Origin of the sequence: Nocardioides sp. NBC_00850 (assembly GCF_045207335.1) — a bacterium.
Taxonomy (GTDB): Bacteria; Actinomycetota; Actinomycetes; order Propionibacteriales; family Nocardioidaceae; genus Nocardioides.
In genome coordinates, this window is the sequence record NZ_CP108845.1 from 1091409 (window position 1) to 1113822 (window position 22414).

Consider the following 22414-nt stretch of genomic DNA (forward strand, 5'->3'; position numbering starts at 1 on the left):
CACACTCTACCGATCGTGGTCAACCGGGCCCTCATCTCAGGTCGCGCCGCATCAGCACGCGCGGGTGGCCGGCGAGGACCGAGGTGGTGTCGGCGGCCCAGGTGAAGCCAGCGGCCTCGAAGTTCTTGCGGATCCCGGCGTACGCCATCGTCAGGTCGACCTTGGCGCCCTGGTTGTCGAGCGGGTAGGCCTCGACGGCGGGAGCGCCGTGGTCGCGCGCGTAGTCGACGGCCCCCTCGATGAGCGTGTGCGAGATGCCCTTGCCGCGGTGGCCGGGCCGGACCCGGATGCACCACAGCGACCAGACCGGGAGGTCGTCGACGTGCGGGATCTTGCGGTTGCGGGCGAAGGAGGTGTCGGCGCGGGGTGCGATCGCGGCCCACCCGACGGGCTCGTCGCCGTCGTAGGCGAGCACGCCCAGCGGCCCCTCCTCGAGCAGAGTGCGGACATATTCGCCGCGCTCCGGGCCGTGCAGCTCGTTGTTGAGCTTCGACGGGATCCGGTAGCTCAGGCACCAGCACACGCTGGCGTCGGGCCGTTTGGGACCGACAAGAGCGCGTACGTCCTCGAAAACCGTCGCCGGGCGAACCTCGATGGCCATGCGTCCACCCTGAGGCTCAGGCGCGGGTCGCGTCCAGGTGTTTGAGGCGGTCGGCGGCCTGGGCGACGATGCGGTCGACCAGCTCCTCGCAGGTGGGGAGGTCGTCGAGGAGGCCGACGACCTGGCCGCTGGAGAGCATCCCGGCGTTCGTGTCGCCCTCGACGAGGCCGGCGCGGAGCAGCATCGGGGTGTTGGCGGCGAGTACGACCTCGGCCCAGGTGCGGTCGCCGCCGTGGACCATGCTTCGGCCGTCCTTGATGAGCGTCCGCCAGGGGAGGCCGGACATGTCCTTGAACTGCCGGGTGCGCTTGAGCGTGCGCAGCAGCTTCGCGGTCAGGCCCTCCTTCTCGAGGGTGTCGATGAACTCTGTGCGGAGCAGGCGATGCGGCATGCCGTCGGCTTTGGTGGTCACGACGGTGCCGTCGAGGCCGAAGCTCAGATAGCGGCGCCGGACGTCCTCCGGGACGGCCGAGTCGGCGGTGAGCAGGAAGCGCGTGCCCATGCCGATGCCCGCGGCGCCGTAGGCCATGGCCGCGGCGAGTCCGCGGCCGTCGAAGAAGCCGCCCGCGGCGACGACGGGGATGTCGACGGCGTCCAGGACGCTGGGAAGGAGCAGGGTGGTCGGGACCGCGCCGGTGTGGCCGCCGCCCTCGCCGCCCTGGATCATCACCATGTCGGCGCCCCAGCCCGCCACCTTCTTCGCGTGCTTGGCCGCACCGATCGAGGGCATCACGACGATGTCGTGCTCCTTGAGCTTGCTGATGAGCTCGGGTTTGGGTGCCAACGCGAAGCTGGCGACCTTGACGCCGTGGTCGATCAGGAGCCGGCAGCGGTCGGGGGCGTCCGAGGCGTCGGCGCGCAGGTTCACACCGAACGGCTTGTCGGTGCGGCCCTTGACCTCGGCGATCGCCTTCTCGAGCTCCTCGAGAGTCATCGTGGCCGAGGCCAGGATGCCGAGCGCGCCCGCGTTGGCGGTCGCGGAGACGAGGCGCGGCCCAGCCACCCAGCCCATGCCGGTCTGCACGATCGGGTGGTCGACCCCGGTGAGATCGGTCAGCGGCGTACGGAATGTCTGTGCGGTGCTCATCGTCCGTCCTTCACGAAGGCGTCGCGGCGCTCGTCGGCCACGCCGGCGAGGTTGAGCTCGTAGGTGAAGCCCTGCTCGAAGCGGTAGGAGGCGTTGACGTCGACCGGGTCGATGCCGTTGAGCGCGGCCTTGGCCGCGCGGATGACCTGCGGGTCCTTGGCGGCGATCTGTCGCGCGACCTCCAGGGCGGCGTCGTCGAGGTCCTCGCGGGGAACGACCTGGTGGACCGATCCGAGCTCATGGAGGCGCTGGGCGGTGATGGTCTGGGCGGTGAAATAGAGCGTACGCAGCATGTGCTGGGGCACGAGCCGGCTCAGATGGGTGGCGGCGCCGAGGGCTCCGCGGTCGACCTCGGGTACGCCGAAGAAGGCGTCGTCGCTGGCCACGATCGTGTCCGCGTTGCCGACCAGGCCGACGCCTCCGCCGAGGCAGAAGCCGTTGACCGCGGCGACGACCGGGACCGGGCACTCGTAGATCGCCTTGAACGCCGCGTAGCAGCCGCGGTTGGCGCCGAGGATGCCCTCGAACCCTTCGATCTGCTGCATCTCCTTGATGTCGACGCCGGCGTTGAAGCCCTTGCCCTCGGCGCGCAGGATCACGACTCGTGCGCCCTCGTCGGCGGCGGTCGTGACGGCGTCGGCGACCTCGAACCAGCCCTTCACCGGGAGCGCGTTGACCGGAGGGTGGTTCATCGTCACGACGGCGATCTGCTCGTCGGTGATCTCGGTGGAGATGCCCATGGTCCGTTCCTAACCTAGCGATTGCTTGGTACCCTAGCACTTGCTTGGTTTCTGAACGCAAGACTTGAAAGGGACGCCACCATGGCTCGACTGCTCGAAGGCCGGATCGCGATCGTCACCGGAGCGGGGCGAGGCATCGGCCGGGCGCACGCGCTCGAGCTCGCCCGTCACGGGGCGAAGGTGGTCGTCAACGACTTCGGCGTCTCGCTGGCGGGCGAGGGCACCGGTGAGTCGCCCGCTTCCCAGGTCGTCGACGAGATCGTCTCCGCAGGTGGGGAAGCGGTCGCCAACGCCGCCGATGTCGCCGACTTCGCGGATGCCGAGGCGATGGTGCGACAGGCCATCGAGACGTACGGCGGTCTGGACATCCTCGTCAACAACGCCGGTTTCGTACGCGACCGGATGCTCGTCAACACCTCCGAGGAGGAGTGGGACGCGGTCATCCGGGTACATCTGAAGGGTCACTTCGCGACGCTGCGGCACGCGGGGGCCTACTGGCGGGCGGAGTCCAAGGCCGGGCGGCAGCGGGATGCACGGGTCATCAACACCTCCTCCGGCGCGGGCCTGCAGGGCTCGATCGGGCAGGGCACCTACTCGGCCGCCAAGGCCGGGATCGCCGGGCTCACCCTGGTCGCCGCCGCCGAGATGTCCCGCTACGGCGTGACCGTCAACGCCATCGCTCCGGTCGCCAAGACCCGGATGACCGAGGGCGCCTTCGACACCTCCGCCATGGCACTGCCCGAGGACAACAGCCCCATCGTCGCCTGGCTCGCCTCCGGGGACGCCCGCGACATCACCGGCCGGGTCGTCGAGATCGACGGTCCCACGATCACCGTCGAGAACGGCTGGGCCCACGGCCCCTCGGCCGACGCCGGCGCCCGCTGGGACGCCGCCGACGTCGGCCCGGCGCTGCGCAAGCTCCTCGCGCAGGCGCCTGTGCCTGAGGCGGTGTACGGGGCCTAGTTGCCTGCAGGGATACCCGGTTAACAGGGTATTCCTGCACTTCTCTGGCGTTGCAACGCCAGAGAAGTGCAGGTTTCACCGGTTAACCGGGTATCCCAACGGCTCAGCCGAGCTCCCCACACACCGTCGCCGCGATGTCCGCGAGCGGGACGTCGAGGGGTGCGGCGGTGGGGTCGTCGGAGCGGGTGAGGGCGGCGATGACGATCGGGGCGCCGTCAGGGGTCCAGGTGACGCCGACGTCGTTCCGCGACGCGTAGTCACCGCCGCCGGTCTTGTCGGCGAGCCGCCAGCCGGCCGGAACCCCGGCGCCGAACCTCGTGACGGTCGACTGGTTGGCCAGCATCCAGGTGAGCAGCTGGTCACGGTCGGCGCGGTCGAGGGCGTCGCCGAGCACCAGCTTGGTGTAGGTCTGCGCGATCGCGCGGGGCGAGGTGGTGTCGCGCGGGTCGCCCGGGATCGCGCTGTTGAGGTCGGGCTCCCAGCGGTCCAGCCGGGTCACGGTGTCGCCGAGGGACCGGGCGAAGCGCGTGATGCCGGAGGGGCCACCGATGAGGTGGAGCAGCTCGTTGGCGGCGGTGTTGTCGGAGCGCGTCATCGTCGCCTCGGCGAGCTGCGCGACGGTCAGGCCGTTGCGCGTCGTGAGCGAGGTGACCGGTGAGTTGACGACGACGTCGGCCGCCTCCCAGGTCAGACGCTGTTTGAGCGTACGCGCGGGATGATCGCGCAGGATCGAAGCGGCGAGCAGGGTCTTGAAGGTCGAGAGCATCGGGAAGCGCTCGTCGGCACGGTGCTCGATGACGCGGCCGGTCCGCATGTTCTTGGCCCAGACGCCGAGGTGACGCTGGTGCTTCTGCTCGAGCACGGCGATCGAGGGGCTGTCGGTGGCGTACGCCACGGAGCTGCTGACTCCGGTCGCGGCGACGGCGACCGCCGTGGCGGCTCCGCCCAGGATGGCGCGGCGGCTGAGGATCGGTGTGGTCATGGCCAGCATCGTGAGCCCGCCGTGGCGACGGCGTCCAAGGACGATCCGGCATGGACGTATGCATCGCCGACATGGGACGAGGTGGGGCCGATGAGCCATCCTGTACGCGTGGACCTACTGCTTCACCTGCGCGGCTTCGCCGCCGTCGCGGACGAGATGAGCGTCTCCGAGGCCGCTCTCGAGCTGGGCGTCGACCAGCCGCTCCTCAGCCGTCGCCTGCGTGCTCTCGAGCGGGAGCTCGGGGTGGAGCTGCTCGACCGCACCCGGCGCCAGATCGCGCTCACCCCGGCCGGCACGGCGCTCCTGCCACGCGCCAGGCACCTGCTCGACCAGGCCGACCATCTGCTGCGGAGCATCCGACGCCACGACCGGGAGAGCTTCGTGATCGCGGTGCTGCCCGGCTGCGACCCCGCGCCGCTCGCGCGGTTGGTCGCGCTGCTGGAGGCCGAAGGCGTCGACGTACGCCTCGCGAGCGAAAGCGACCACGACGGGACGCCGGAGTCGGCCGCCTGGATGGTCGAGTCGTGCGACCCGGACGCGGCCACGTGGCTCACCCCGCTGGGCGCGGCCACCGCTCCCGGGACCGCCGAAGGGCCGGTGTCGCTGAGCTCGCTGCGACCACGCCGAGGCGGGGAACGTACGCAGGTGCTGGCCCTCCCACGAGACCTGGACGATCCCGCCGGCCGGCTGCGACGGCTCGCGGACCGGGCCGGCATCGGACCGGCCACCCTGCGCCGCGCCCCGCACGAGCTCGCGGTGGCCGAGACCATGGCGGGGCGCGCGAGCCTGGTCTGCGCGCGGCATGAGGCGGTGACGTACGGACTGAGCTGGTCGCCCTTCGTCGACCAGGTGGCGCGCGGTCATCGGCTGGTCGAGCGGCCACCACCGCCCGGACCGCTGGCGGTCGGCCCCGTGCGGGAGCAGGCGCTCGCCCTGCTCGGCGCCTGCGTCGGTGCACCCGAGGAAGGACGCGGATGAGTCCGCTCGTCGGCAGCGACCGGGGCCTGATCGACCTCGCCGAGGCCACCGCCGAGCGCTTCCAGGAGCTCCAGGTCCGGGTCGCGTTCCTCGCCCGCGACATCGACACCGGCCACGAGGTCGGGGTCGGCGTCGACCGGCCGATGCCGCTGGCGTCGGTGGCGAAGGTGCCGCTGGCGCTGGTGGTGGCGGACCGGATCGCCCGCGGCGAGATCGACGGGGGCGAGATGGTGACGTTGACCGCCGCGGAGCGGAGCTACGGACCGTACGGCATCTCGGCGTTCACCCACGACGCGACCTGCTCGGTCACCGACCTGATGCTGATGATGCTCGGCCTCAGCGACAACGCCGCCGCCGACGCGCTCTTCGACAGGGTCTCGCCGCGCGAGGTCGACGAGCAGCTCGCCGAGTGGGGCGTGGAGGGGCTGCGGGTGCGGCACCGGATGCAGCCGATGTACGACTACGCCACCCGCGTCGCCGGCCACGACTTCGCCCTCGCCACCCGGCTCGCGGTCGAGGGCCGCCGGCCGGGTGGTCGGCACGTCATCGACTCGCTCGACGTCGGACGCGCCACGATCGGCTCGCCGCGCGCCTGCGTCGACCTGCTCGAGCGCGTCTGGCGCGACGAGGTCGCCAAGCCCGAGGCGACCGAGCTGGTGCGTCAGCTGATGGGCAAGCAGGTCTTCACCCATCGGATCGCCGCCGACCTGCTCGCCGACGACATCCAGCTCGCCGGTAAGACCGGTGGCTTCCTCACCCTGCGGCACGAGATCGCCGTGGTCACCCACCCCGCCGGCCGCGTCGCCATCGCCGTACTCACCGACTCCGACCGCACCGCCCGGATCCAGAACGACGTCGATCTCACCATCGCCGGCACCGCCCGCGACGCCGTCGAAGCCCTCGCCTCCCGCCGCCTCACCTGAGCCCAGAAAACCAGTCGGCAAGCACCCGGTCGCGGTGGTGGAATTGGCCGGTGCCCCTGCCCGGTTTCATCAGCAACCTCATCCCGCCGACACCGTTGTCGCGGCGGTTGGCGACGCAGTCGCTGCTCTTCGCGGCGGGGGACGGGACGTTCAACACCGCAGCGGCGTTCTACCTCGTCGCCTTCGTCGGCCTGAGCCCGGCGCAGATCGGTGTCGGTCTGACGGTGGCCGGGATCGCGTCGTTCCTCACCGCCTACCCGATGGGCCGGCTGGCCGACTTCATCGGCCCGAAGCGGATCTGGGCGATCAGCGCGCTGATCAGCGCGCTGATGTTCGCGACGATGCCGTTCATCCACGGCTTCTGGGCCTACCTGGCGGTCATCGTCGTCTTCGAGGTGGTCAACAACGCGGGCGGCGCCGGCCGGAATGCGTACGTCCTCGATGTGCTGCCCGACAAGGAGCGGGTCCAGACCCAGGCGTTCATGTACTCCAGCCTCAACCTCGGTTTCACCATCGGCGCCCTGATCGCCGGCATCGCGCTCGCGCTGGACACCGACACGGTCCTCAAGTGGGGCGTGCCGTTCTTCGCGCTGGCCATCGGGATCGCCAACTCCGTCTGGATCACCCGGCTGCCGAGGGCGCCCCACGACGAGCGCCGCGCGGCCGGCGAGGTCACCGAGAAGCTGCCCGGCCCGGGCGCGCTCCGCAACGTCGGCTGGCTCCTGGTGACCACCTTCACCGGCACGCTGTGGAGCAACCAGGTGCTGCTGCACACCGTGATCCCGCTGTGGCTGGTCGAATACACCGACTCGCCGCGCTGGCTGCTGGCCTGGCTCTTCGCGACCAACACGGTGCTGTGCATCATCCTCCCGGCCTACACGTCCAAGGGCGTGCGCAACGTCCGCGACGCGTTGCGCCGGGTGTGGTGGAGCAGCGCGTTCTTCGTCGCCGCCTGCGCGATCACACTGGTCACCCACGACACCCGCGGGTTCCTCACCATCTTCCTGGTCTGGCTCGGCCACGTCGCCGTGACCGGCGCGGAGCTGGCCATCGGCTCCGCCTCGTGGGCCTTTCAGGCCGAGCTCATGGACCCCGAACGACGGGGCGAGTACGAAGGCGTCGCCGGCATCGGCCGCCAGCTCGGCGGCGCCTGGGCCCCGGCCCTGTTCACCTTCCTCGCCATGGGCTGGCACCCCGACTTCTACAGCGGCGCCGGCTGGCTCGTCATCGGCGCCATCGTCGTCGCCGCTGCCGCCGCCATGGGGCCGTCGACCAAGCTGGCCGTACGTTTCAAGCAGACCCACTTCCCGCACGAGGACGAGCCGGAGCCGGAGCCGGCGGCCGCCTAGCCGGCATGGCTCAGCACGATCAGCGCAGGATCGTCGCGATCCGGTCGCCGAGGTAGGGCGCGAGGGTCGCGGCGTAGAGCGGCGAGATGTGGAAGCCGTCCTGGTAGACCTGCAGGTTGCCGACGACGGGGGAGCAGGTGTCGGCCTCGCAGAAGTAGTCGGTGAGGTCGACACGATGGGCGTTCGGGGTCAGGCGAACCGCGCCGGCGCTGCCGTCGTCGCGTAGGACCCGGTCCCGGTCGCGAGCGCAGGTCGACCCCGCCGCGAGGCCGGCGTCGTCGATGCACGGCTGGACGACGCGGGCGAACCGGGTGGTGCTGCCTTCGAAGATCGGGCTGTCCCGGATCGCGATGACCGGCACGGACGGGTTCGGCCGGCTCGCCCATGCCTCCGCGAGACCCTGGCTGAGCGCCTCGCCGGGGGCCTCGTCACTAACGGCCTCGACCGAGACCTGGCTGGAGTGGATGACGACGTACGCATCGATCCCTCGCTCCGCGGAGAGATAGGTCGCGAGCTGCGACTTCCACTGCCGGCACAGCTCGACGGTGGTTCGGGGAGTGCCGACGCGATCGCGCGCGTTCCAGTGGCAGCCGGCGCGGCTGGCGACGTCGATGCGCCACCCGCGCCGCTCGGCGATCTCGCGGTAGGCGGGCACGAGCTGGTGGTTGTGCGAGTCGCCGATCGCGAGCAGTCGCCGCGTGTAGCCGCGAGCCGGACCGAGCGTGCACACCTTGAACCGCACCGGCCGCTCCTTGTTGGACCAGCATTCCGACCCGTCGGGCGCCTGGTAGCCGAGCCTGGCGTCGAGCAGCCGGTCCGGACCCTCGCAGCCGGCGGTCGCGGGATCCATGGCCGCGGCGCCGATGCAGCCGGTGTACTTCTTCGCGGCGGCGACGGCGGCCGCCCTCGCTGCGGCGTCCTGGCGCTCGACCGCGGTGGTGCCGGCCATCGTCGTGCCCGCGACCAGCGCGAGCACGACCGGGATGGTCACGAGCCGTCCGACCCCGGCGAATCGTGGCCCGACGCGGGTGACCGGCACCTCGACGAACCGGTGGGTGAGCCAGGCCAAGACCACCGACGCCGAGAGCACGACCACCGCGGCGAGGAGCGTGGTCCGGGTGGCGTACGTCCAGCTCAGCCACGCCACCAGCAGCGGCCAGTGCCACAGATAGAGCGGGAAGGAGATGTCCGCGACGAACCGCAGCGGCCTCACCGAGAGGAGCCGCTGCGGCCCCCAGGAGTAGGCAGACCCCGACCCGATCACGACCAGCAGCGCCCCGCCGACCGGCCACAGCGCCCACGGTCCGGGGAAGAGCGCGGCACCGTCGAGCACGAACCCCGAGCTCGCGACGAGCAGCAGCCCGGTCCAGGCGAGCATCGGGCGCGCGGCCCCCGGAGGGCGGAGACGGTCGAGCCCGAGCGCGAGCAGCGCGCCGACGCCGAGCTCCCAGAAGCGGGCGCCGGTGTGGAAGTAGGCCACCTGCTGGTCGGCGATCCCGAGCCGCCACGCGAAGACGAACGAGGCCACCGTCGCCACCGCCACGACCAGCGCCAGCACGAGCCGGAGCCGCGCCCGCGCCACCCGCCATACCACCAGCACGACCACCGGCCAGACCAGTAGGAACTGTCCCTGAACCGCCAGCGACCAGAAGTGCTGCAGCGGGCTCGCGCTCGGCCCGGCCGCCCCGTAGGCGAGCTGCGACCGGATCATCTCCCAGTTCAGGACGTACGCCGCCGAAGCAGCGATCTCCCGCAACGTCGAGCTCCACATCGATCGCGGCATGACCGTCACCATCAGCACTGCCGTCCCGGTGAGCACGACCAGCGTGGGAGCCGAGAGCCGCAGGAACGTGCGTCCGTAGTGGTCGGCCAGCCGCAGCTCGGAAGACGCGACCCGGCGGACGAGCGACCGGGTGACCAGGAATCCGGTCAGCGCGAGGAAGACATCGACGCCGCCCGAGACCCGGCCGTTGCCGAAGAGGTGGAAGACCACCACGAGCGCCAGCGCCAGCCCCCGTAGCCCGTGGATCTCAGCGATGCGCGGCGGTCGGGGAGGCTGCGGCATCGGGTCACGCTAAGGGCCGCCGGTGACCCCCGGGAGAAGTGCAGGTTAAGAGCCGAGGATCTGCTCGAGGTGGGGGTTGCCGAAGGTGCGCGACGGGTCGAGCTTGTCGCGCAGCGCGACGAAGTCGCCGAATCGCGGATAGCGTTCGCCCAGGTCAGCGGCGGTGAGCGTGTGCATCTTCCCCCAGTGCGGGCGGCCGCCGGCCTCGCCGGCGATGCGCTCGAAGGTCGCGAAGTACTCCTCGCGCCAGGGCGAGGAGGGCGCCGTGTGGATGGCGATGTAGACGTTCTCGCGCTCGAACCCGGTGGACAGCGGGATGTCGTCGGCGCCTGCCACCCGGACCTCGACCGGGAACGAGATGTTCCACGACGAGGCCTCGACCGCACGCTCCAGCTCGGCGAGGACCTCCATGCCGACAGCACGCGGGACGGCGTACTCGCTCTCCACGAACCGCACCTTCCGCTGCGAGGTGAAGACGCGGTAGGAGATGTCGGTGAACTCGCGCGGCGAGAGGGCGGAGGCGGCGAAGCGCGCCAGCGGCTTCACCAGGCCAGGGACCCGAAGACCGAGACCGACGGTCGCGCCGAAGGCCTGGTTGGAGAGGAGCTCGTCGTCGAACCAGCCCCGGAGCCGGCCCACCGGCGCCAGCGGAGTCTCCGGCAGCGGCAGCCGGGTGTTGTGCTTGGTCAGGACCCGGGTCGTGTGCGGGAACCAGTAGAACTCGAAGTGGTCGGTGCCGGAGGCGTGCTCGTCGAACGATGCCATCACCTCGGCGAGCTCGCCGTTGCCCTCGCGGGCGTTCAGCGCGAACAGAGGCTCCGTCTGGAGGGTGACCTCGACGATGATTCCGAGCGCGCCGAGTCCCACCCGGGCGAGGTCGAAGACCTCGGGATTCTCCTCGGCCGAGCAGGCGATCGCGGAGCCGTCGGCGAGGAGCAGCCGCAGGCCGCGTACCTGGGTCGCCAGGCCGCCGAAACGCGCTCCCGTGCCATGGGTGCCGGTCGAGATCGCCCCGGAGATCGACTGCTCCTCGATGTCACCGAGGTTGGTCATCGACAGACCGAGCGCCTCGAGCGCGCGGTTGAGGACCTTGAGGCGGGTGCCGCCGCGTACCGTCACCAGACCGGTCGTCGAGTCCGCTCGAACGATCCCTGAGAGACGATCCAGGCTGACCTGGACATCGACCGGCGACCCGATCGCGGTGAACGAGTGCCCCGCGCCGATCGGCCTGACCCTCCGCCCGGACTCCGCTGCGGCCACGACCACCGCCGCGAGCTCTGCCTCGTCGCGAGGCGCCACGACCTCGACCGCGCCCGCGTGCTGGTTGCCTGCCCAGTTCTGCCACTCGCTCACGCCGCAAAGGTTGTCGCCTCGGAGCCGCCCGGTCAACGCCTTCGCCCACATCGATCGGCCCGCGCGGTGGCACAGATGGTTACCTCCCGTTGACGGGAGCGCCGCGTGGGGCATAGACACTTGCGTCGTGGTCACGACTTCCCACCATCTCTCCGCCCAGCAGCACGAACGCCTCGACCGCGCGACCGCCCGTCTCGACGGTCCCGTCGGCGCCGTGGACCTGCAGGCGTTCGACGCCAACGCCGACGATCTCGTGCGCCGTGCGGCCGGCACCCCGATCCGAGTGGCCAGCAAGTCCGTACGCTGCCGGGCGCTGATCGACCGGGTGCTCGCCCGCGAGGGATACGAGGGGATCCTGGCCTTCACGCTGTTCGAGGCGCTGTGGCTGGCCGAGTCGCACTACGACGTCGTGGTCGGCTACCCGACCGCCGACCGGGCCGCGCTCGCCACCCTCGCGAAGGACGAGGAGAAGCTCGCCCGGGTCACCCTGATGGTCGACAGCGCCGAGGGGTTGTCGCTGGTCAAGGCCGCGATCGGCACCCCTGCCGCCCCCGTACGCGTGGCCATCGACCTCGACGCCGCGCTGGTCATCGCGCGCCGCATCTGGCTCGGCGCCCGCCGCTCCCCGGTCCGCACCCCCGAGGACGCCGTCGCCCTGGCCCGCATCGTCGCCGACGACCCCGACTTCCAGCTGGTCGGGCTGATGGCCTACGAGGGCCAGGTCGCCGGCACCGTCGACCGGCCGCTCAGCGGCAACCCGCCCGCGGCCGTCATCAGGAGGATGAAGAAGGCCTCCATCGCCGAGATCACCGAGCGCCGCGGGAAGATCGTCGCCGCCGTACGCTCGCTGGCCGACCTCGAGTTCGTCAACGGCGGCGGCACGGGCTCGATCGAGTCCACCCATGCCGACCCTTCGGTGACCGAGATCGCGGCCGGGTCCGGGCTTTACGGGCCGACCCTCTTCGACCGCTACGACGGCTTCACGCCCCACCCCGCGGCCTACTTCGGGCTGAGCGTGGTCCGCCGCCCCGCGCCCGGCATCGTCACCGTCGCCGGTGGTGGCTGGATCGCCTCGGGCCCGCCCGGACTCGACCGCGTCCCCAGCCCGACCTACCCCTTCGGCCTCGAGTACGTCGGCACCGAAGGCGCCGGGGAGGTCCAGACGCCGCTGCGCGGGCATGCCGCCGACCAGCTCGCGATCGGTGACAAGGTCTGGTTCCGGCACGCGAAGGCGGGCGAGGTCTGCGAGCGGCTCGACACGCTCCAGCTGATCGAGGGCGACTCGATCATCACCGTCGCGCCGACCTACCGGGGCGAGGGCCAGACCTTCCTCTGACCTGCCGGGTCACTCGCCCAGCAGCTGGAACCAGCTCTCGGTGACCAGTTCGCACATGCGGTCGTGCTCGACGCCCCAGAACCCGTCCGCCCAGCGCTGAAACAGATAGTCGAGCTGGCCGACCGCCAGTGCGCCGCGCAGCCGCCGGCTGTCGGCGTCGAACCGGTCCGCCTTGTCCAGACCCGCGCTGACGTCCTCGATCGTCTCGTCCGTCCAGGAGTCGACGATGCGGGTGAGATCGGGATCGACGGCCTGGGCGGCCCGGGCGATCGTGACGATCGGACGCACCGCCGGCCACCGGGCGATGGCCTGCCGGATCCAGGCACCGAGCTGCTCGCGGGTGCCGGCCGCCACCGCGTCGGCGAGGCCGCCGAGTGAGCTGCCCTGTGGGGAGCGGAGCTGGATCAGCTCGTCCTCGAGGCGCTCGGCGATCAAGGCCTTGATGACCTCGGACTTCGAGGGGAAGTAGGCATAGAACGTCACCCGGGTGGTGCCCGCCGCCGAGGCGATCTCATCGATCGTCGTGGCCGCGTAGCCGCTCGCGACGAACCGGTCCATCGCCGCGTCCAGCAGGAGCTGGCGAGTCATCGCCCGCTGAGCTGCACGGTTGGCCATGGCGTCACGATAAGCGACGCCGGTACCTCCCTGGGGATTTCCAAGTTTTCTAGAAACCCGATGCCCGGCAGATCGGCCGTCGGTAGGTTCTGTCCCGATGGATGATCAAGTGACCTGGGCGGACAAGGGCTTCTGGGAGCCGGGAGAAGCCGTCGATCTCACCACGTACGCAGCCTCCGGCCGCAACCTCTTCGACGGCTCGTTCACCTGGCCGGTGATGGTGCTCAAGAAGAGCGCGCTGGAGCACAACATCGCGACCCTCGCGGGCTTCGCGGAGGAGCACGGCCTGCTGCTCGCCCCGCACGGCAAGACCACGATGGCGCCCTCGCTCTACCAGCGACAGCTCGACGCCGGCGCGTGGGCGATCACCGTCGCCTCGCCCAACCAGGCCCTGGTCGCCCGCCATGCCGGCGTACGCAGGGTCCTGGTCGCCAACGAGATCCTCGACCACAGCGCGCTGAGCTGGGTGGCCTCCGAGCGTGCGGCCGACCCGGAGTTCCTCCACCTGCACTGGGTCGACTCGGTCGAGGGCGTCGAGGCGGCGGCCGAGGCGTCGGCCCTGGTCGGCGTCGAGGACCGTCCGATGGCGGTGCTGATCGACCTGGGCTTCCCGGGCGGACGGACCGGCTGTCGCTCCGTCAAGGAGGCTGTCGAGCTCGCGCGGGTGGTCGACTCCACGCCGGGCGTACTCCTGGCGGGGGTGGCCGGCTACGAGGGCGGGCTGCGGACGGCGGAGGCGGTCGGCGACTACTTCGACCGCCTCAAGGAGCTCGCCTCGAGCCTCTATACCAAGGGCCTGATCGCCGCCGACGCCATCGTCTCCGCAGGCGGCAGCGCCTTCTTCGACGTCCTCGCCGAGCGCTGGTCCGCGGGCTGGCCGGACGGGATGACGCCTCGCAAGGTGCTGCGCAGCGGGACGTACGTCACCCACGACCATGGCCTCTACGCCGACGAGACGCCCTACAACCGCATCGCGGGCACCCTGGACCCGGCCATCGAGGTGTGGGCCCAGGTGATCTCGGCCCCGGAGGAGGGGCTGGTCATCGTCGGTATGGGCAGGCGGGACGCGCCCTTCGACCACGGCCTGCCCGTCCCGCTCGCGGTGCGGCGCAACGGCTTCGGTGGCGCGGAGGCGCTCGGGGGCACCGTCGAGAAGCTGGCCGACCAGCACGCCTTCCTGCGCACCGACGCCGGGCTGCGGCCGGGCGACCTGGTCAGCTTCGGGATCTCACACCCGTGCACGGCGTTCGACAAGTGGCGACTGATCCCGGTCGTCGATCTCGACTACACCGTGACCGACCTGGTCCGGACGTACTTCTGAGGGCTCAGGCGATGTCGGAGAGTCGCAACCTGACCTGGTAGAACGCGCCGTGGTCGGTGGCGCGACGGGCCGACGGGCCGGAGTAGACCTGGTAGCGGTCGGGCCGCAGCGACGGGCTGAGGAAGGCTTGGTCGATCGGCGCCCGACGGCCGGTGGCGCACTTCTCGTGCGTCGCGAGCGGACTCACCAGACCGGTCCCGGACGAGGTCAGGTCGCAGAGGATGTCGTTGCGCTGGTTGAAGTCGCCGGCCACGACCATCGGCACCTCGGCGCTGGCGACCGCCTCCTTGACGATCCGGGCGTTCAGGTCGCGCCACTGCTTCTGCCTGGGGGCGGACGGGAGGCTCGCCGGGAAGTGCACGGGCAGGACCCCGACGCGCTGTCCCGAGGAACGCTCCTCCAGCACGACCACCGGCGCGCTGACCCGGGCACCGTGGCGGTAGTACATGGTGACCGTGTCCTTGCTGACCAGCCGGAAGACCGAGCGCCGGTAGAAGACCGCGTCGTCGGTGGCATCGGGCGTGGAGACGAGGGCGTACTCCCGTCCGAACGACTCGAAGGCCTCCCGCTGCGGCGCCTCCACCTCGGCGAGCACACCGAAGTCGATGACCGTACGCCGCAGGTGACCCACCACGATCCGCATCCGCGGCACGCCGTCGAGCCGTCCGGCAGCAGCACCTCCGGGCGCGGTGTGGTGGTCGGCCCAGGCGTTGAGCCAGGCGAAGCGCTGGAAGCCGGGTTGAACCGGTCCGGCCTGGGCGACCTTGACGGTCGGGCCGGCGGAGGCGGTCGTCGGGACCAGGAAGCTCAAGGCGGCGGCGATGACGCCGCACAGCGCGACCGCGGGCACGACGGCCCGCCATCGGTGGTCGAGCTTGGCGAGACCGTCCGAGGCAGTGGGGGACACGCCTACCGACGGTATGGGTCCGCCGTGTGCGCTGAACCAAACGCTTTCGAATACTCGGAAACCTCGGGTGAACTCCGGCGCCTACAGGTCCATGAAGATCAGGGCGCCCGCGATGTCGGCGGTGCCGTAGTGGAGGTAGTCGTCGACCGTCGACTCCGGGACGCCCTTCTGCGCGGTCACGAAGCCGACGACGACCGCCTTGGAGGAGTCCTTGGCGACCCACTTCCCGATCACATCGTCAGCGATGAGGCTGCCGGTGGGCAGGTCGAAGTCGGTCTCCTTGACCGACTCCGCGGCCGCCGTAGCCTCCGCCTCGCTGTCGAAGACGTAGATCACCCGGAGCATCCGCAGCTTGCCGCCCTCGGCGTCGTGGATCCCCATCGCGGCGTAGCCGCAGCCCTTCTTCTCCAGGGCGGCCGACGCGATCGGCCCGCAGTCCGGATAGTCCTGGGAGGCCACGTACGTCGCGTTCATGCTCACGTCGCCGAGCTTGAACCTCCAGTCACCCTCGAACAGATCGGCGGCCAGCCCGCCCGGGGCAGGGGCGGTCGCCGACGTGCTCGGTGTTGCCGTCACCGTCAGGGGTCCCGGCTTCGCCGTCGGGTCCTCCTCGCCGCGGAGAAGCACGATGGCGGCAGTGATGATCACGCCGATGATCAGCACCCCCGCGATCGCCCCGAGCCCGATGACGATGGGCCACGGGTTGTGCGGCTTCTCCGCCGGCGGTGGCCCTCCCGCGGCGAACGAATTTTCGTTCGGCGGCCGGCCAGGCTGGAGGTCCGGCGCAGGAGGCATCGCGCCGTACCCGTGCGGCGGCGGTGGTGGTGGTGTCGGCGTAGTCATCGGACCCCCTGGCCGAGTAAAGATTCACGTAGGAGAAACGTTCCCACGCGGTTCCACGATTCTCTCGTACGCCCCCAGCCCCACTGCTACTTTCTGCGATGCGCCGACGGGTGGGCGCCGCCTCGGCCATCACGTTCCACAAAGGATCCCCATGCGTCCTCGCCTGACCACGTACGCCGTCTCCGGCCTTCTCCTCGTTCCGATCGTCGCCCTGGCCCCGGTGTCCGCCTCGGCGGCGACGACGTGCCAGGGCGTCGCCGTCACGGTGAACCTGGGCAAAGGGGAGGCGGCCACCGGAGGGCGCGACGTCATCCTGGGTACGAACGGCGACGACGTGATCTACGCGATGAGCGGGGACGACCTGGTCTGTGCACTGGCTGGAGATGACACCATCGTCGGGGCCGACGGCTCTGACCGGATGTACGGCGGGAGCGGTGCCGACAACATCTCGGCGAGCCTGGGGGCGGACCTGCTCGATGGCGGTCCCGGCAACGACATCTTGAAGGCGTCTGTCGGTAAAGACGTCATCCGCCCCGGCATGGGCAATGACCGGATCGACGGCGGTTCGGGCACGCAGGATCGGGTGAGCTATGCCGGCCACACCCGCGGCGTACGTGTGTCTCTTGCCACCAGGGCTGCTCAAGCAACGGGCGCAGGTAAGGACTCGTTCATCGGGGTGGAAGCGGTCACGGGAACCTCGTACGCCGATGTCCTCATCGGTGATCTCGAGGAGAACTACTTCTACGGTGGCCGCGGGACTGACAGGCTCTACGGCCGCGGTGACAACGACCGGCTGCGCGGCGACAGCGGCAACGACTACCTCTACGGCGGCGACTACGCCGACCACCTGTGGGGTGGATCCGGTTCGGACCACCTCTATGGCGGGACCGGGAGCGACTCGTTCTACGGCGGCAGCGGCACCGACTACGTGAGTCAGTAGATGGCGACGAAGTGGAAGGTCCTCATCGTCGCCGGCACGGTCCTGGCGATCTGGATGATCCTGGAACTGCTCGGCTTGATGGCCGACGTGGTCTTCGGCGCATTCCTGCAGAGCTATCCGGTCGCGCTGGCGGTCGTCGCGCTGGCGGTCGGCTACCTGCTCGGGCGCGACAGCAACCGGTAGCGACCGAAAGGTAGTCCGGGACGTTTCCGCCCGTCTACCCGCAGGTAATAGGCAGAAACGTCCCGGACTACCTCGTTCACGCCCTCGGGATCACGGAGCGACCGGGTAGTGGCTGGAGATCGCGATCCGGTTCCAGGCGTTGATGGAGATCGCGACCCAGGTGAGGGCAGCGATCTGCTTGGCGTCGAGGATGCTCTCGACATCCACCTTGGGGGCGGCGGCGGTGTGCAGGTCGCCGATGCGGGTGATCTGCTCGGCGATGGTGAGGGCGGCCTGCTCCTCGGGGGTGAAGTACTGCGACTCCCACCAGGCGGCGACGAGGGCGAGACGGTCGGCCGTCTCGCCGTTCTTGATGGCGTCCTGGGTGTGCATCCGCAGGCAGAAGGCGCAACCGTTGATCTGGGAGGCGCGGAGCTTGACCAGGTCGACGGTGAGCCGGTCGAGGCCGGCGACGGTGATGGCCTCCTCGACCGCCTCCTCGACGGCCATCTGGGCCTTGTACGCAGCGGGGAAGAGCTTGGTGACGTTGACGTTGGCGAGCATCTGGGTCCTTCGGGTATGGCCCGCACTGCGCGGGCACTCACCAGGTTGACGAGGCGGCCGATGCGAATGTGAGGTCGCCACCTCACAATCGCGATGTCTGGCTCGTCACACTGGGTGAACCCCGGAGGAGATGCCACGATGCCTGACATGGACGACCTGGGCGAGGTGATGATCGAGCGCCGCCGCCTGATCGCGCTCGCCTACCGGCTGCTCGGCACGGTCGAGGAGGCCGAGGACGCGGTCCAGGAGACCTACCTGCGGTGGTATCGCCTCTCCGACGACGAGCGGGCGGCGATCGACAACCCCTCCGGCTGGCTGAGCCGCGTGACCAGTCGGGTCTGCCTCGACGTACTCAAGTCGGCGCGCAGCCGCCGGGAGAGGTACGTCGGGCCCTGGCTGCCCGAGCCGGTCAGGCCGGGTTTCCTGGCGGCCCCTGAGGATCCGGCCGACCGGGCGACCCTGGACGACACGGTGAGCACCGCGCTGCTCGTCGTGCTCGACGCGATGACCCCGGCCGAGCGGGTCGCGTTCGTGCTCCACGACATCTTCGCCGTCCCGTTCGGCGACATCGCCGGAGTGGTCGGCCGCTCGCCGGCCGCGGTGCGGCAGCTCGCCGCCTCGGCGCGCCGCCGGGTCGCCGAGCAGCGTGACGACGTCGCACCGCTGCCGGAGCACGACGACGTCGTACGCGCCTTCGTCTCGGCCACGGCCGGCGGCGACCTCGGCCGGCTGGTGACGCTGCTGGACCCGTCGGTCACGCTCCGTTCCGACGGCGGCGGCCGGGTCAGCGCGGCCCTCAACCCGATCCTCGGGCCGGAGAAGGTGGCGCGGTTCCTGCTGGGCGTACTCACGAAGCGGCCGAGCTGGGAGATCCGGACGGAGGCCACCGCCGACGGCCTCGGGTTCACGTTCGTCGAGGACGGCGCTCACCGCGGCGTCGCCAACCTGCGGGTCGCCGGCGGTCGGGTCACCGACGTCTGGATCGTCCTGAACCCGGACAAGCTCGCCCGCTGGAGCTGATCCCAGGAACGGTCAGAGCCACGGTCCGAGGGTCGGCGCGTCCACGAGGTCGTGCGGTCGCCCGGCGAGCCAGGCAGCCACCTCGGGAAGCGGGCCCTCGACACCGAGCAGGTCGTCGTCGGAGAGTCCCCGCTTGGTACGGATCTCGCCGGCGAGGGCGAGCAGGAAGTCGTCGGGCAGATCGGCGAAGGTGATCCCGACGCCTAGGTCGACGGCGTGGACGAAGACCTCACGGGCCCGCATCCACGGGACGTCGCTCGCCTTCCGGGTGACGAGCTGGGCGGTGATCACCTCGTGCTCCCACTGGTCGGGGGTCAGCCGGTCCATGGCCGCGTCGAGCTCAGCGGCGCCGCGGAGATACCAGGAGCGGAGCTCCTCGGCCGGTCGCGTCGCGGCCGCCTCGATGTCGGCGTTGCGCTGCTCCGTGGAGGCGTACATCCGCTTCTCCACGCCCGTCTCGGCCCAGGAGATCAGGTTGCCGAGGGCATCGGCGTTGGCGGCGACGTGGCCGACCAGGTGCTTGCGGGTCCAGCCGGGCAGCTGCGAGTCGCCGTCGAAAGCGGAGCTGTCCAGATCGTCGATGGCGGAGGTCAGCAGGGCGGTGCCCTCCCCGACCCAGCGACGGGCGTCGTCGAACGTACGTGTCGGGGTGTTGCCGATCAGGACGGACATCGCGTTCAGCCTTTCACGATCATGTTGGTGAGTCGGGACGGGAGTGCCTCGAAGACGTGGTCATTGTCACAGCCCCCTCCTCAGCTCGGTCAATCTCCTGCGGAGGCGAGCGATAGATGCTTGGTTTGGTGTGATCAGGAAGAGGTGGGATGGACAAGCCGCTCAAGACCCGGCCCCCGTATGCGATCACCAGCGTCGACCACGCACTCAAGCTGGCGGCGATCCTTCAGCTCGAAGGCCGCTTGACCGTTTCGGAGGCAGCGGCTCGGCTCGACGTCGCTCGTTCCACCGCCCACCGGCTGCTGGCGATGCTGGTCTACCGCGACTTCGCGGTCCAGGACGAGGACAAGGTCTACCGCGCCGGACCGGTGCTGGAGCTGGCCGCCCACTCCCGCTCGACCGCATCCCGGCTCCGCCAGGTCGCGCTGCCACATCTGCAGCGCCTGGTCGACCTGCTGGGCGAGTCCGCCAACGTGGCCGTACGCACCGGTGACACCTGCCGCTTCATCGCCTCGGTCGAGTCGCCGCAGTCGCTCAAGGTCGGCTCCCGCGAGGGCATGGTCTTCCCCGCCCACCGCACCACCGCCGGCCTGCTTCTCCTGGCCCAGATCTCCGACGACGAGGTCGCCTCGATCTACTCCCGGGAGAGGTACGCCGACCACCTGGCCGATCGCCCGGACATCGACGTGCTGCGTACCGAGCTCGAGCGCGTACGCCGCAACGGCTTCGCCTTCAACGACGGCCGCTCCGAGCGTGGCGTGGTCGCCGTCGGCGTCCCTGTCCGTCGCGCCGGGGGCGACGTCGTCGCGGGGATGTCGATCTCCATGCCCAGCGTCCGCTACGACAAGGATTCCCTGCCGAGCGTCGTCGCCACCCTGATGTCCGGCGCAGCGGCTCTGGAGCGTGACCTGAATCAAGGGTGATCTGCGTCAAGTTGATGCCGGTAGCGTCGGGTCGCGAGTTACCCTCGGATCAATGAGCAACACCCCGCCCTCCAGCGATACCCGAGAAACGAAACCATCACGCATCGACTGGATCGCGACCGCCGCAGGCGCCCTCGCTGCCGTCACCTCCGCCGTCCTGCTCTCCACGCTCGGTGCCGTCGGCACCCTCGTCGGGGCGGCGATGGGCAGCGTCGCGGCCACGATCGGCACCAACCTCTACTCGCAGTGGCTCGCGAAGAGCCACCAGAAGGTGACCAGCGTCCAGGCCCTGGCCCGGTGGCGGGCGGCCGGGCTCGCCGGCGTACGCACCAGCCCGGAGCCTGCGACAGAGCCGGCTTCGGACTCCGTGGCCGAGGCGGCAGAGATGGCCGAGGGAGACGGCGACGCCGAGCCGATGCCCTCATGGCAGGAGCGCCTCAAGACTCTGCCCTGGAAGCGGATCGCGCTGCTCTCGCTGGCGATGTTCTTGGTCGTGGTCGCCGCGATCACGGTCTTCGAGCTGCTGGCCGGGCGCAGCGTCAGCTCGATCACGAGCGGCGGAGACGGCGGTACGACGATCTCCCGGGTGACCGGAGGCGACTCGGAGAAGGGCGACGACAAGCAGCGCGAGGACCCGTCGCCGGGCGCCACCGCGACTCCCGAGGAGTCCGCGAGCGCGAGCACCGAGCCCTCGGAGTCGGCAGAGCCCTCGGAGTCGGCCACGACGGAGGAGCCGAGCGCTGAGCCGTCGACCTCGACCGGGCCGAGCACCTCGCCGTCGGCGCAGCCGAACGAGAGCGGCAGCGCCTCGACCGAGCCTTCGCCCACTGTTGGAGCCTCACCCGAAGCAGGGGACCAGACGACCCCCTGAGACCGGCTCACATCCGGAAGAGGATCTCCGCACCGAGGTCGGTGTTGCCGTACGAGGTGTACTCCTTGCCCTGGGCCTCGGTGATACCGTCGCTGGCCGTGACCATGGTGTAGACGACGTACTTGCCGTAGTCCTTCACCTTGAACCAGCCCTGGGTGTAGCCGGGCAGGGAGGCTTCCGCGGGCGGGATCACGTGCCGCGGCTCGATCTTCGTGGCGGCCTTGCCGGCGGCCTCGACGGTGCTGAAGTCGTAGATGAAGTGGGTCATCCGCAGGTTGCCCCGCTGAGCCTTGTAGGAGACCCGCACGGCGTAGTCGCAGCCGAGGTTGCGGATCGCGGGCTTGAGCGTCGCCTTGCAGCCGGAGTAGTCCTTGCCGCTCAGGTAGCGGGCCTTCAGGGTGACGTCGCCGTAGGTGAACTCCCAGGGGCGGGGGACGTCGGCCTTGGAGAGGTGTTCGGGTCCGATGGTCGAACGCGAGGTGGTGGCGCCGTCGCTGGGGTCGGCAGGGGAGCTGGTGCCGGGCCAGTCGGGCTTGCCGCTGGACTCACCGCCGACGTCGGAGCTTCCGCCGCCCTGGCTCGCCGACTCGCTCGGTGTCCTGCCGGCTGAGGCCGTGTCGCTCGCGGTCGGTGCTCCGGCGGTCGTGGCTGCGTCGTCGCCGCGGGTGAAGAGGGCGTAGACGACCACCCCGCACACGACCACGAGCCCGAGGGAGACGGCGATGGTCAGGACCTGGCGCAGCGGCCCGCCCTGGCCGGCGCGCTCCTTGCGGGCGTTGAACGCCGGCCGGTTGCCGCCCTCGTCGGAGAGCCCGATCAGGCGCTCGTTGTAGTCGAAAGGGGCAGGCTGCTTCTGCGGCTCCTCGTCAGGCGCGCCCGAACCGGGGGAGCCTGGGGGCGGCGGATACGGCATGGGGTTTGTCTACCATCTATCAACAGTCGCCACGCCGAAGGTTTGGAAGACGGACGAAATCCCGCCCGAATCCTCGCTCGAGCAGCGAGATGAACACGGATACCCACCGTACGCGGCCCGGGACCCGGGCACCTACAACTTGGCAATGCTTACCCAATCCTCTTCTTTCGGCGCGGAGCCGCAAACCCTGCGGAATCGCGTGTTGCTGCATTGCAGGAATTCGATGAACGAGTCTTTGCAATGCAGATTCTTGGGGAATCGAATGTGGTGCGGGGCAAGGGAAAGA

Annotated in this window: 23 protein-coding genes; 11 read left to right on the forward strand and 12 right to left on the reverse strand. The window is 70.4% G+C overall.

Annotation, left to right across the window (positions count from 1 at the left end; translation table 11 throughout):
• Positions 1 to 31: 31 nt before the first annotated feature.
• The 3 genes from OH802_RS05355 to OH802_RS05365 are packed head-to-tail and all read right to left on the reverse strand — an operon-like array spanning position 32 to position 2428.
• Positions 32 to 601, reverse strand: a complete 570-nt coding sequence (locus OH802_RS05355; RefSeq protein WP_406025797.1) for a GNAT family N-acetyltransferase — start codon at positions 599 to 601, stop codon at positions 32 to 34.
• A gap of 16 nt (positions 602 to 617) precedes the next feature.
• Positions 618 to 1688 carry an NAD(P)H-dependent flavin oxidoreductase gene (locus tag OH802_RS05360; protein ID WP_406025799.1) on the reverse strand — a complete coding sequence of 357 codons (1071 nt, stop codon included), beginning with the start codon at positions 1686 to 1688 and terminating at the stop codon, positions 618 to 620.
• Entirely contained in the window at positions 1685 to 2428 is a 744-nt protein-coding gene (locus OH802_RS05365; RefSeq protein ID WP_406025801.1) for an enoyl-CoA hydratase family protein, read from the reverse strand. Before OH802_RS05365 ends, OH802_RS05360 begins: the two co-directional genes overlap by 4 nt.
• Positions 2429 to 2509: 81 nt before the next feature.
• Here OH802_RS05365 and OH802_RS05370 point away from each other — a divergent pair, with 81 nt between their 5' ends.
• Positions 2510 to 3391 carry an SDR family oxidoreductase gene (locus OH802_RS05370; RefSeq protein WP_406025803.1) on the forward strand — a complete coding sequence of 294 codons (882 nt, stop codon included), beginning with the start codon at positions 2510 to 2512 and terminating at the stop codon, positions 3389 to 3391.
• A 103-nt stretch (positions 3392 to 3494) separates the two neighbouring features.
• Here the strand turns inward: OH802_RS05370 and bla are convergent, their stop codons facing one another.
• Positions 3495 to 4373, reverse strand: coding sequence for a class A beta-lactamase (bla, locus tag OH802_RS05375; protein WP_406025805.1), 879 nt, complete (start codon positions 4371 to 4373; stop codon positions 3495 to 3497).
• 90 nt (positions 4374 to 4463) lie between these two features.
• Here bla and OH802_RS05380 point away from each other — a divergent pair, with 90 nt between their 5' ends.
• From OH802_RS05380 to OH802_RS05390, 3 genes are read left to right on the forward strand one after another with little or no spacing between them, the layout of a single operon-like run.
• Positions 4464 to 5351, forward strand: coding sequence for a LysR family transcriptional regulator (locus OH802_RS05380; protein ID WP_406025807.1), 888 nt, complete (start codon positions 4464 to 4466; stop codon positions 5349 to 5351).
• Complete coding sequence (locus OH802_RS05385) at positions 5348 to 6274, forward strand: serine hydrolase (RefSeq protein WP_406025809.1); 927 nt, start codon at positions 5348 to 5350, stop codon at positions 6272 to 6274. The genes OH802_RS05380 and OH802_RS05385 overlap by 4 nt, the downstream gene beginning before the upstream one ends.
• A 50-nt stretch (positions 6275 to 6324) precedes the next feature.
• Positions 6325 to 7623 (forward strand): MFS transporter, encoded by a 1299-nt coding sequence (locus OH802_RS05390; protein ID WP_406025811.1) that lies wholly within the window; start codon positions 6325 to 6327, stop codon positions 7621 to 7623.
• Positions 7624 to 7642: 19 nt separating this feature from the next.
• Here the strand turns inward: OH802_RS05390 and OH802_RS05395 are convergent, their stop codons facing one another.
• Positions 7643 to 9688, reverse strand: coding sequence for an acyltransferase family protein (locus tag OH802_RS05395; protein WP_406025813.1), 2046 nt, complete (start codon positions 9686 to 9688; stop codon positions 7643 to 7645).
• Positions 9689 to 9733: 45 nt separating this feature from the next.
• Positions 9734 to 11041 (reverse strand): D-arabinono-1,4-lactone oxidase, encoded by a 1308-nt coding sequence (locus tag OH802_RS05400; RefSeq protein ID WP_406025815.1) that lies wholly within the window; start codon positions 11039 to 11041, stop codon positions 9734 to 9736.
• A 127-nt stretch (positions 11042 to 11168) separates the two neighbouring features.
• Between OH802_RS05400 and OH802_RS05405 the strand changes: the two genes are divergently transcribed.
• Positions 11169 to 12377, forward strand: coding sequence for an amino acid deaminase/aldolase (locus OH802_RS05405; protein WP_406025817.1), 1209 nt, complete (start codon positions 11169 to 11171; stop codon positions 12375 to 12377).
• A 9-nt stretch (positions 12378 to 12386) separates the two neighbouring features.
• On the opposite strand, the gene OH802_RS05410 is transcribed toward OH802_RS05405, so the two are convergent.
• Positions 12387 to 12992: a TetR/AcrR family transcriptional regulator gene (locus OH802_RS05410; RefSeq protein WP_406025819.1), complete on the reverse strand. Its 606-nt coding sequence runs from the start codon at positions 12990 to 12992 to the stop codon at positions 12387 to 12389.
• Between the two features lie 97 nt (positions 12993 to 13089).
• On the opposite strand from OH802_RS05410, the gene OH802_RS05415 reads away from it, so the two are divergent.
• Positions 13090 to 14313: an alanine racemase gene (locus OH802_RS05415; protein WP_406025821.1), complete on the forward strand. Its 1224-nt coding sequence runs from the start codon at positions 13090 to 13092 to the stop codon at positions 14311 to 14313.
• 4 nt (positions 14314 to 14317) lie between these two features.
• Here OH802_RS05415 and OH802_RS05420 read toward each other — a convergent pair whose 3' ends face one another.
• Together OH802_RS05420 and OH802_RS05425 are read right to left on the reverse strand one after the other, a co-directional pair.
• A complete protein-coding gene (locus OH802_RS05420) occupies positions 14318 to 15220 on the reverse strand; it encodes an endonuclease/exonuclease/phosphatase family protein (RefSeq protein WP_406025823.1) in 903 nt (300 codons plus the stop codon).
• Between the two features lie 81 nt (positions 15221 to 15301).
• Entirely contained in the window at positions 15302 to 16063 is a 762-nt protein-coding gene (locus tag OH802_RS05425; RefSeq protein ID WP_406025825.1) for a hypothetical protein, read from the reverse strand.
• Between the two features lie 151 nt (positions 16064 to 16214).
• On the opposite strand from OH802_RS05425, the gene OH802_RS05430 reads away from it, so the two are divergent.
• A complete protein-coding gene (locus OH802_RS05430; protein ID WP_406025827.1) occupies positions 16215 to 17003 on the forward strand; it encodes a calcium-binding protein in 789 nt (262 codons plus the stop codon).
• The gene (locus OH802_RS05435) at positions 17004 to 17186 is read left to right on the forward strand and encodes a hypothetical protein (RefSeq protein WP_406025830.1); all 183 of its coding nucleotides are present in this window, start codon (positions 17004 to 17006) and stop codon (positions 17184 to 17186) included.
• Positions 17187 to 17276: 90 nt separating this feature from the next.
• On the opposite strand, the gene OH802_RS05440 is transcribed toward OH802_RS05435, so the two are convergent.
• On the reverse strand, positions 17277 to 17729 hold the full coding sequence (locus OH802_RS05440; protein WP_406025832.1) for a carboxymuconolactone decarboxylase family protein: 453 nt from the start codon (positions 17727 to 17729) through the stop codon (positions 17277 to 17279).
• 138 nt (positions 17730 to 17867) lie between these two features.
• On the opposite strand from OH802_RS05440, the gene sigJ reads away from it, so the two are divergent.
• The gene (gene sigJ, locus OH802_RS05445; protein WP_406025834.1) at positions 17868 to 18749 is read left to right on the forward strand and encodes an RNA polymerase sigma factor SigJ; all 882 of its coding nucleotides are present in this window, start codon (positions 17868 to 17870) and stop codon (positions 18747 to 18749) included.
• A 12-nt stretch (positions 18750 to 18761) separates the two neighbouring features.
• On the opposite strand, the gene OH802_RS05450 is transcribed toward sigJ, so the two are convergent.
• Entirely contained in the window at positions 18762 to 19421 is a 660-nt protein-coding gene (locus OH802_RS05450) for a maleylpyruvate isomerase family mycothiol-dependent enzyme (RefSeq protein WP_406025836.1), read from the reverse strand.
• Between the two features lie 149 nt (positions 19422 to 19570).
• Here OH802_RS05450 and OH802_RS05455 point away from each other — a divergent pair, with 149 nt between their 5' ends.
• A complete protein-coding gene (locus OH802_RS05455) occupies positions 19571 to 20344 on the forward strand; it encodes an IclR family transcriptional regulator (RefSeq protein WP_406025838.1) in 774 nt (257 codons plus the stop codon).
• Between the two features lie 52 nt (positions 20345 to 20396).
• Complete coding sequence (locus OH802_RS05460) at positions 20397 to 21215, forward strand: hypothetical protein (RefSeq protein WP_406025840.1); 819 nt, start codon at positions 20397 to 20399, stop codon at positions 21213 to 21215.
• 7 nt (positions 21216 to 21222) lie between these two features.
• On the opposite strand, the gene OH802_RS05465 is transcribed toward OH802_RS05460, so the two are convergent.
• The gene (locus OH802_RS05465) at positions 21223 to 22128 is read right to left on the reverse strand and encodes a hypothetical protein (protein WP_406025842.1); all 906 of its coding nucleotides are present in this window, start codon (positions 22126 to 22128) and stop codon (positions 21223 to 21225) included.
• Between the last annotated feature and the right edge of the window lie 286 nt (positions 22129 to 22414).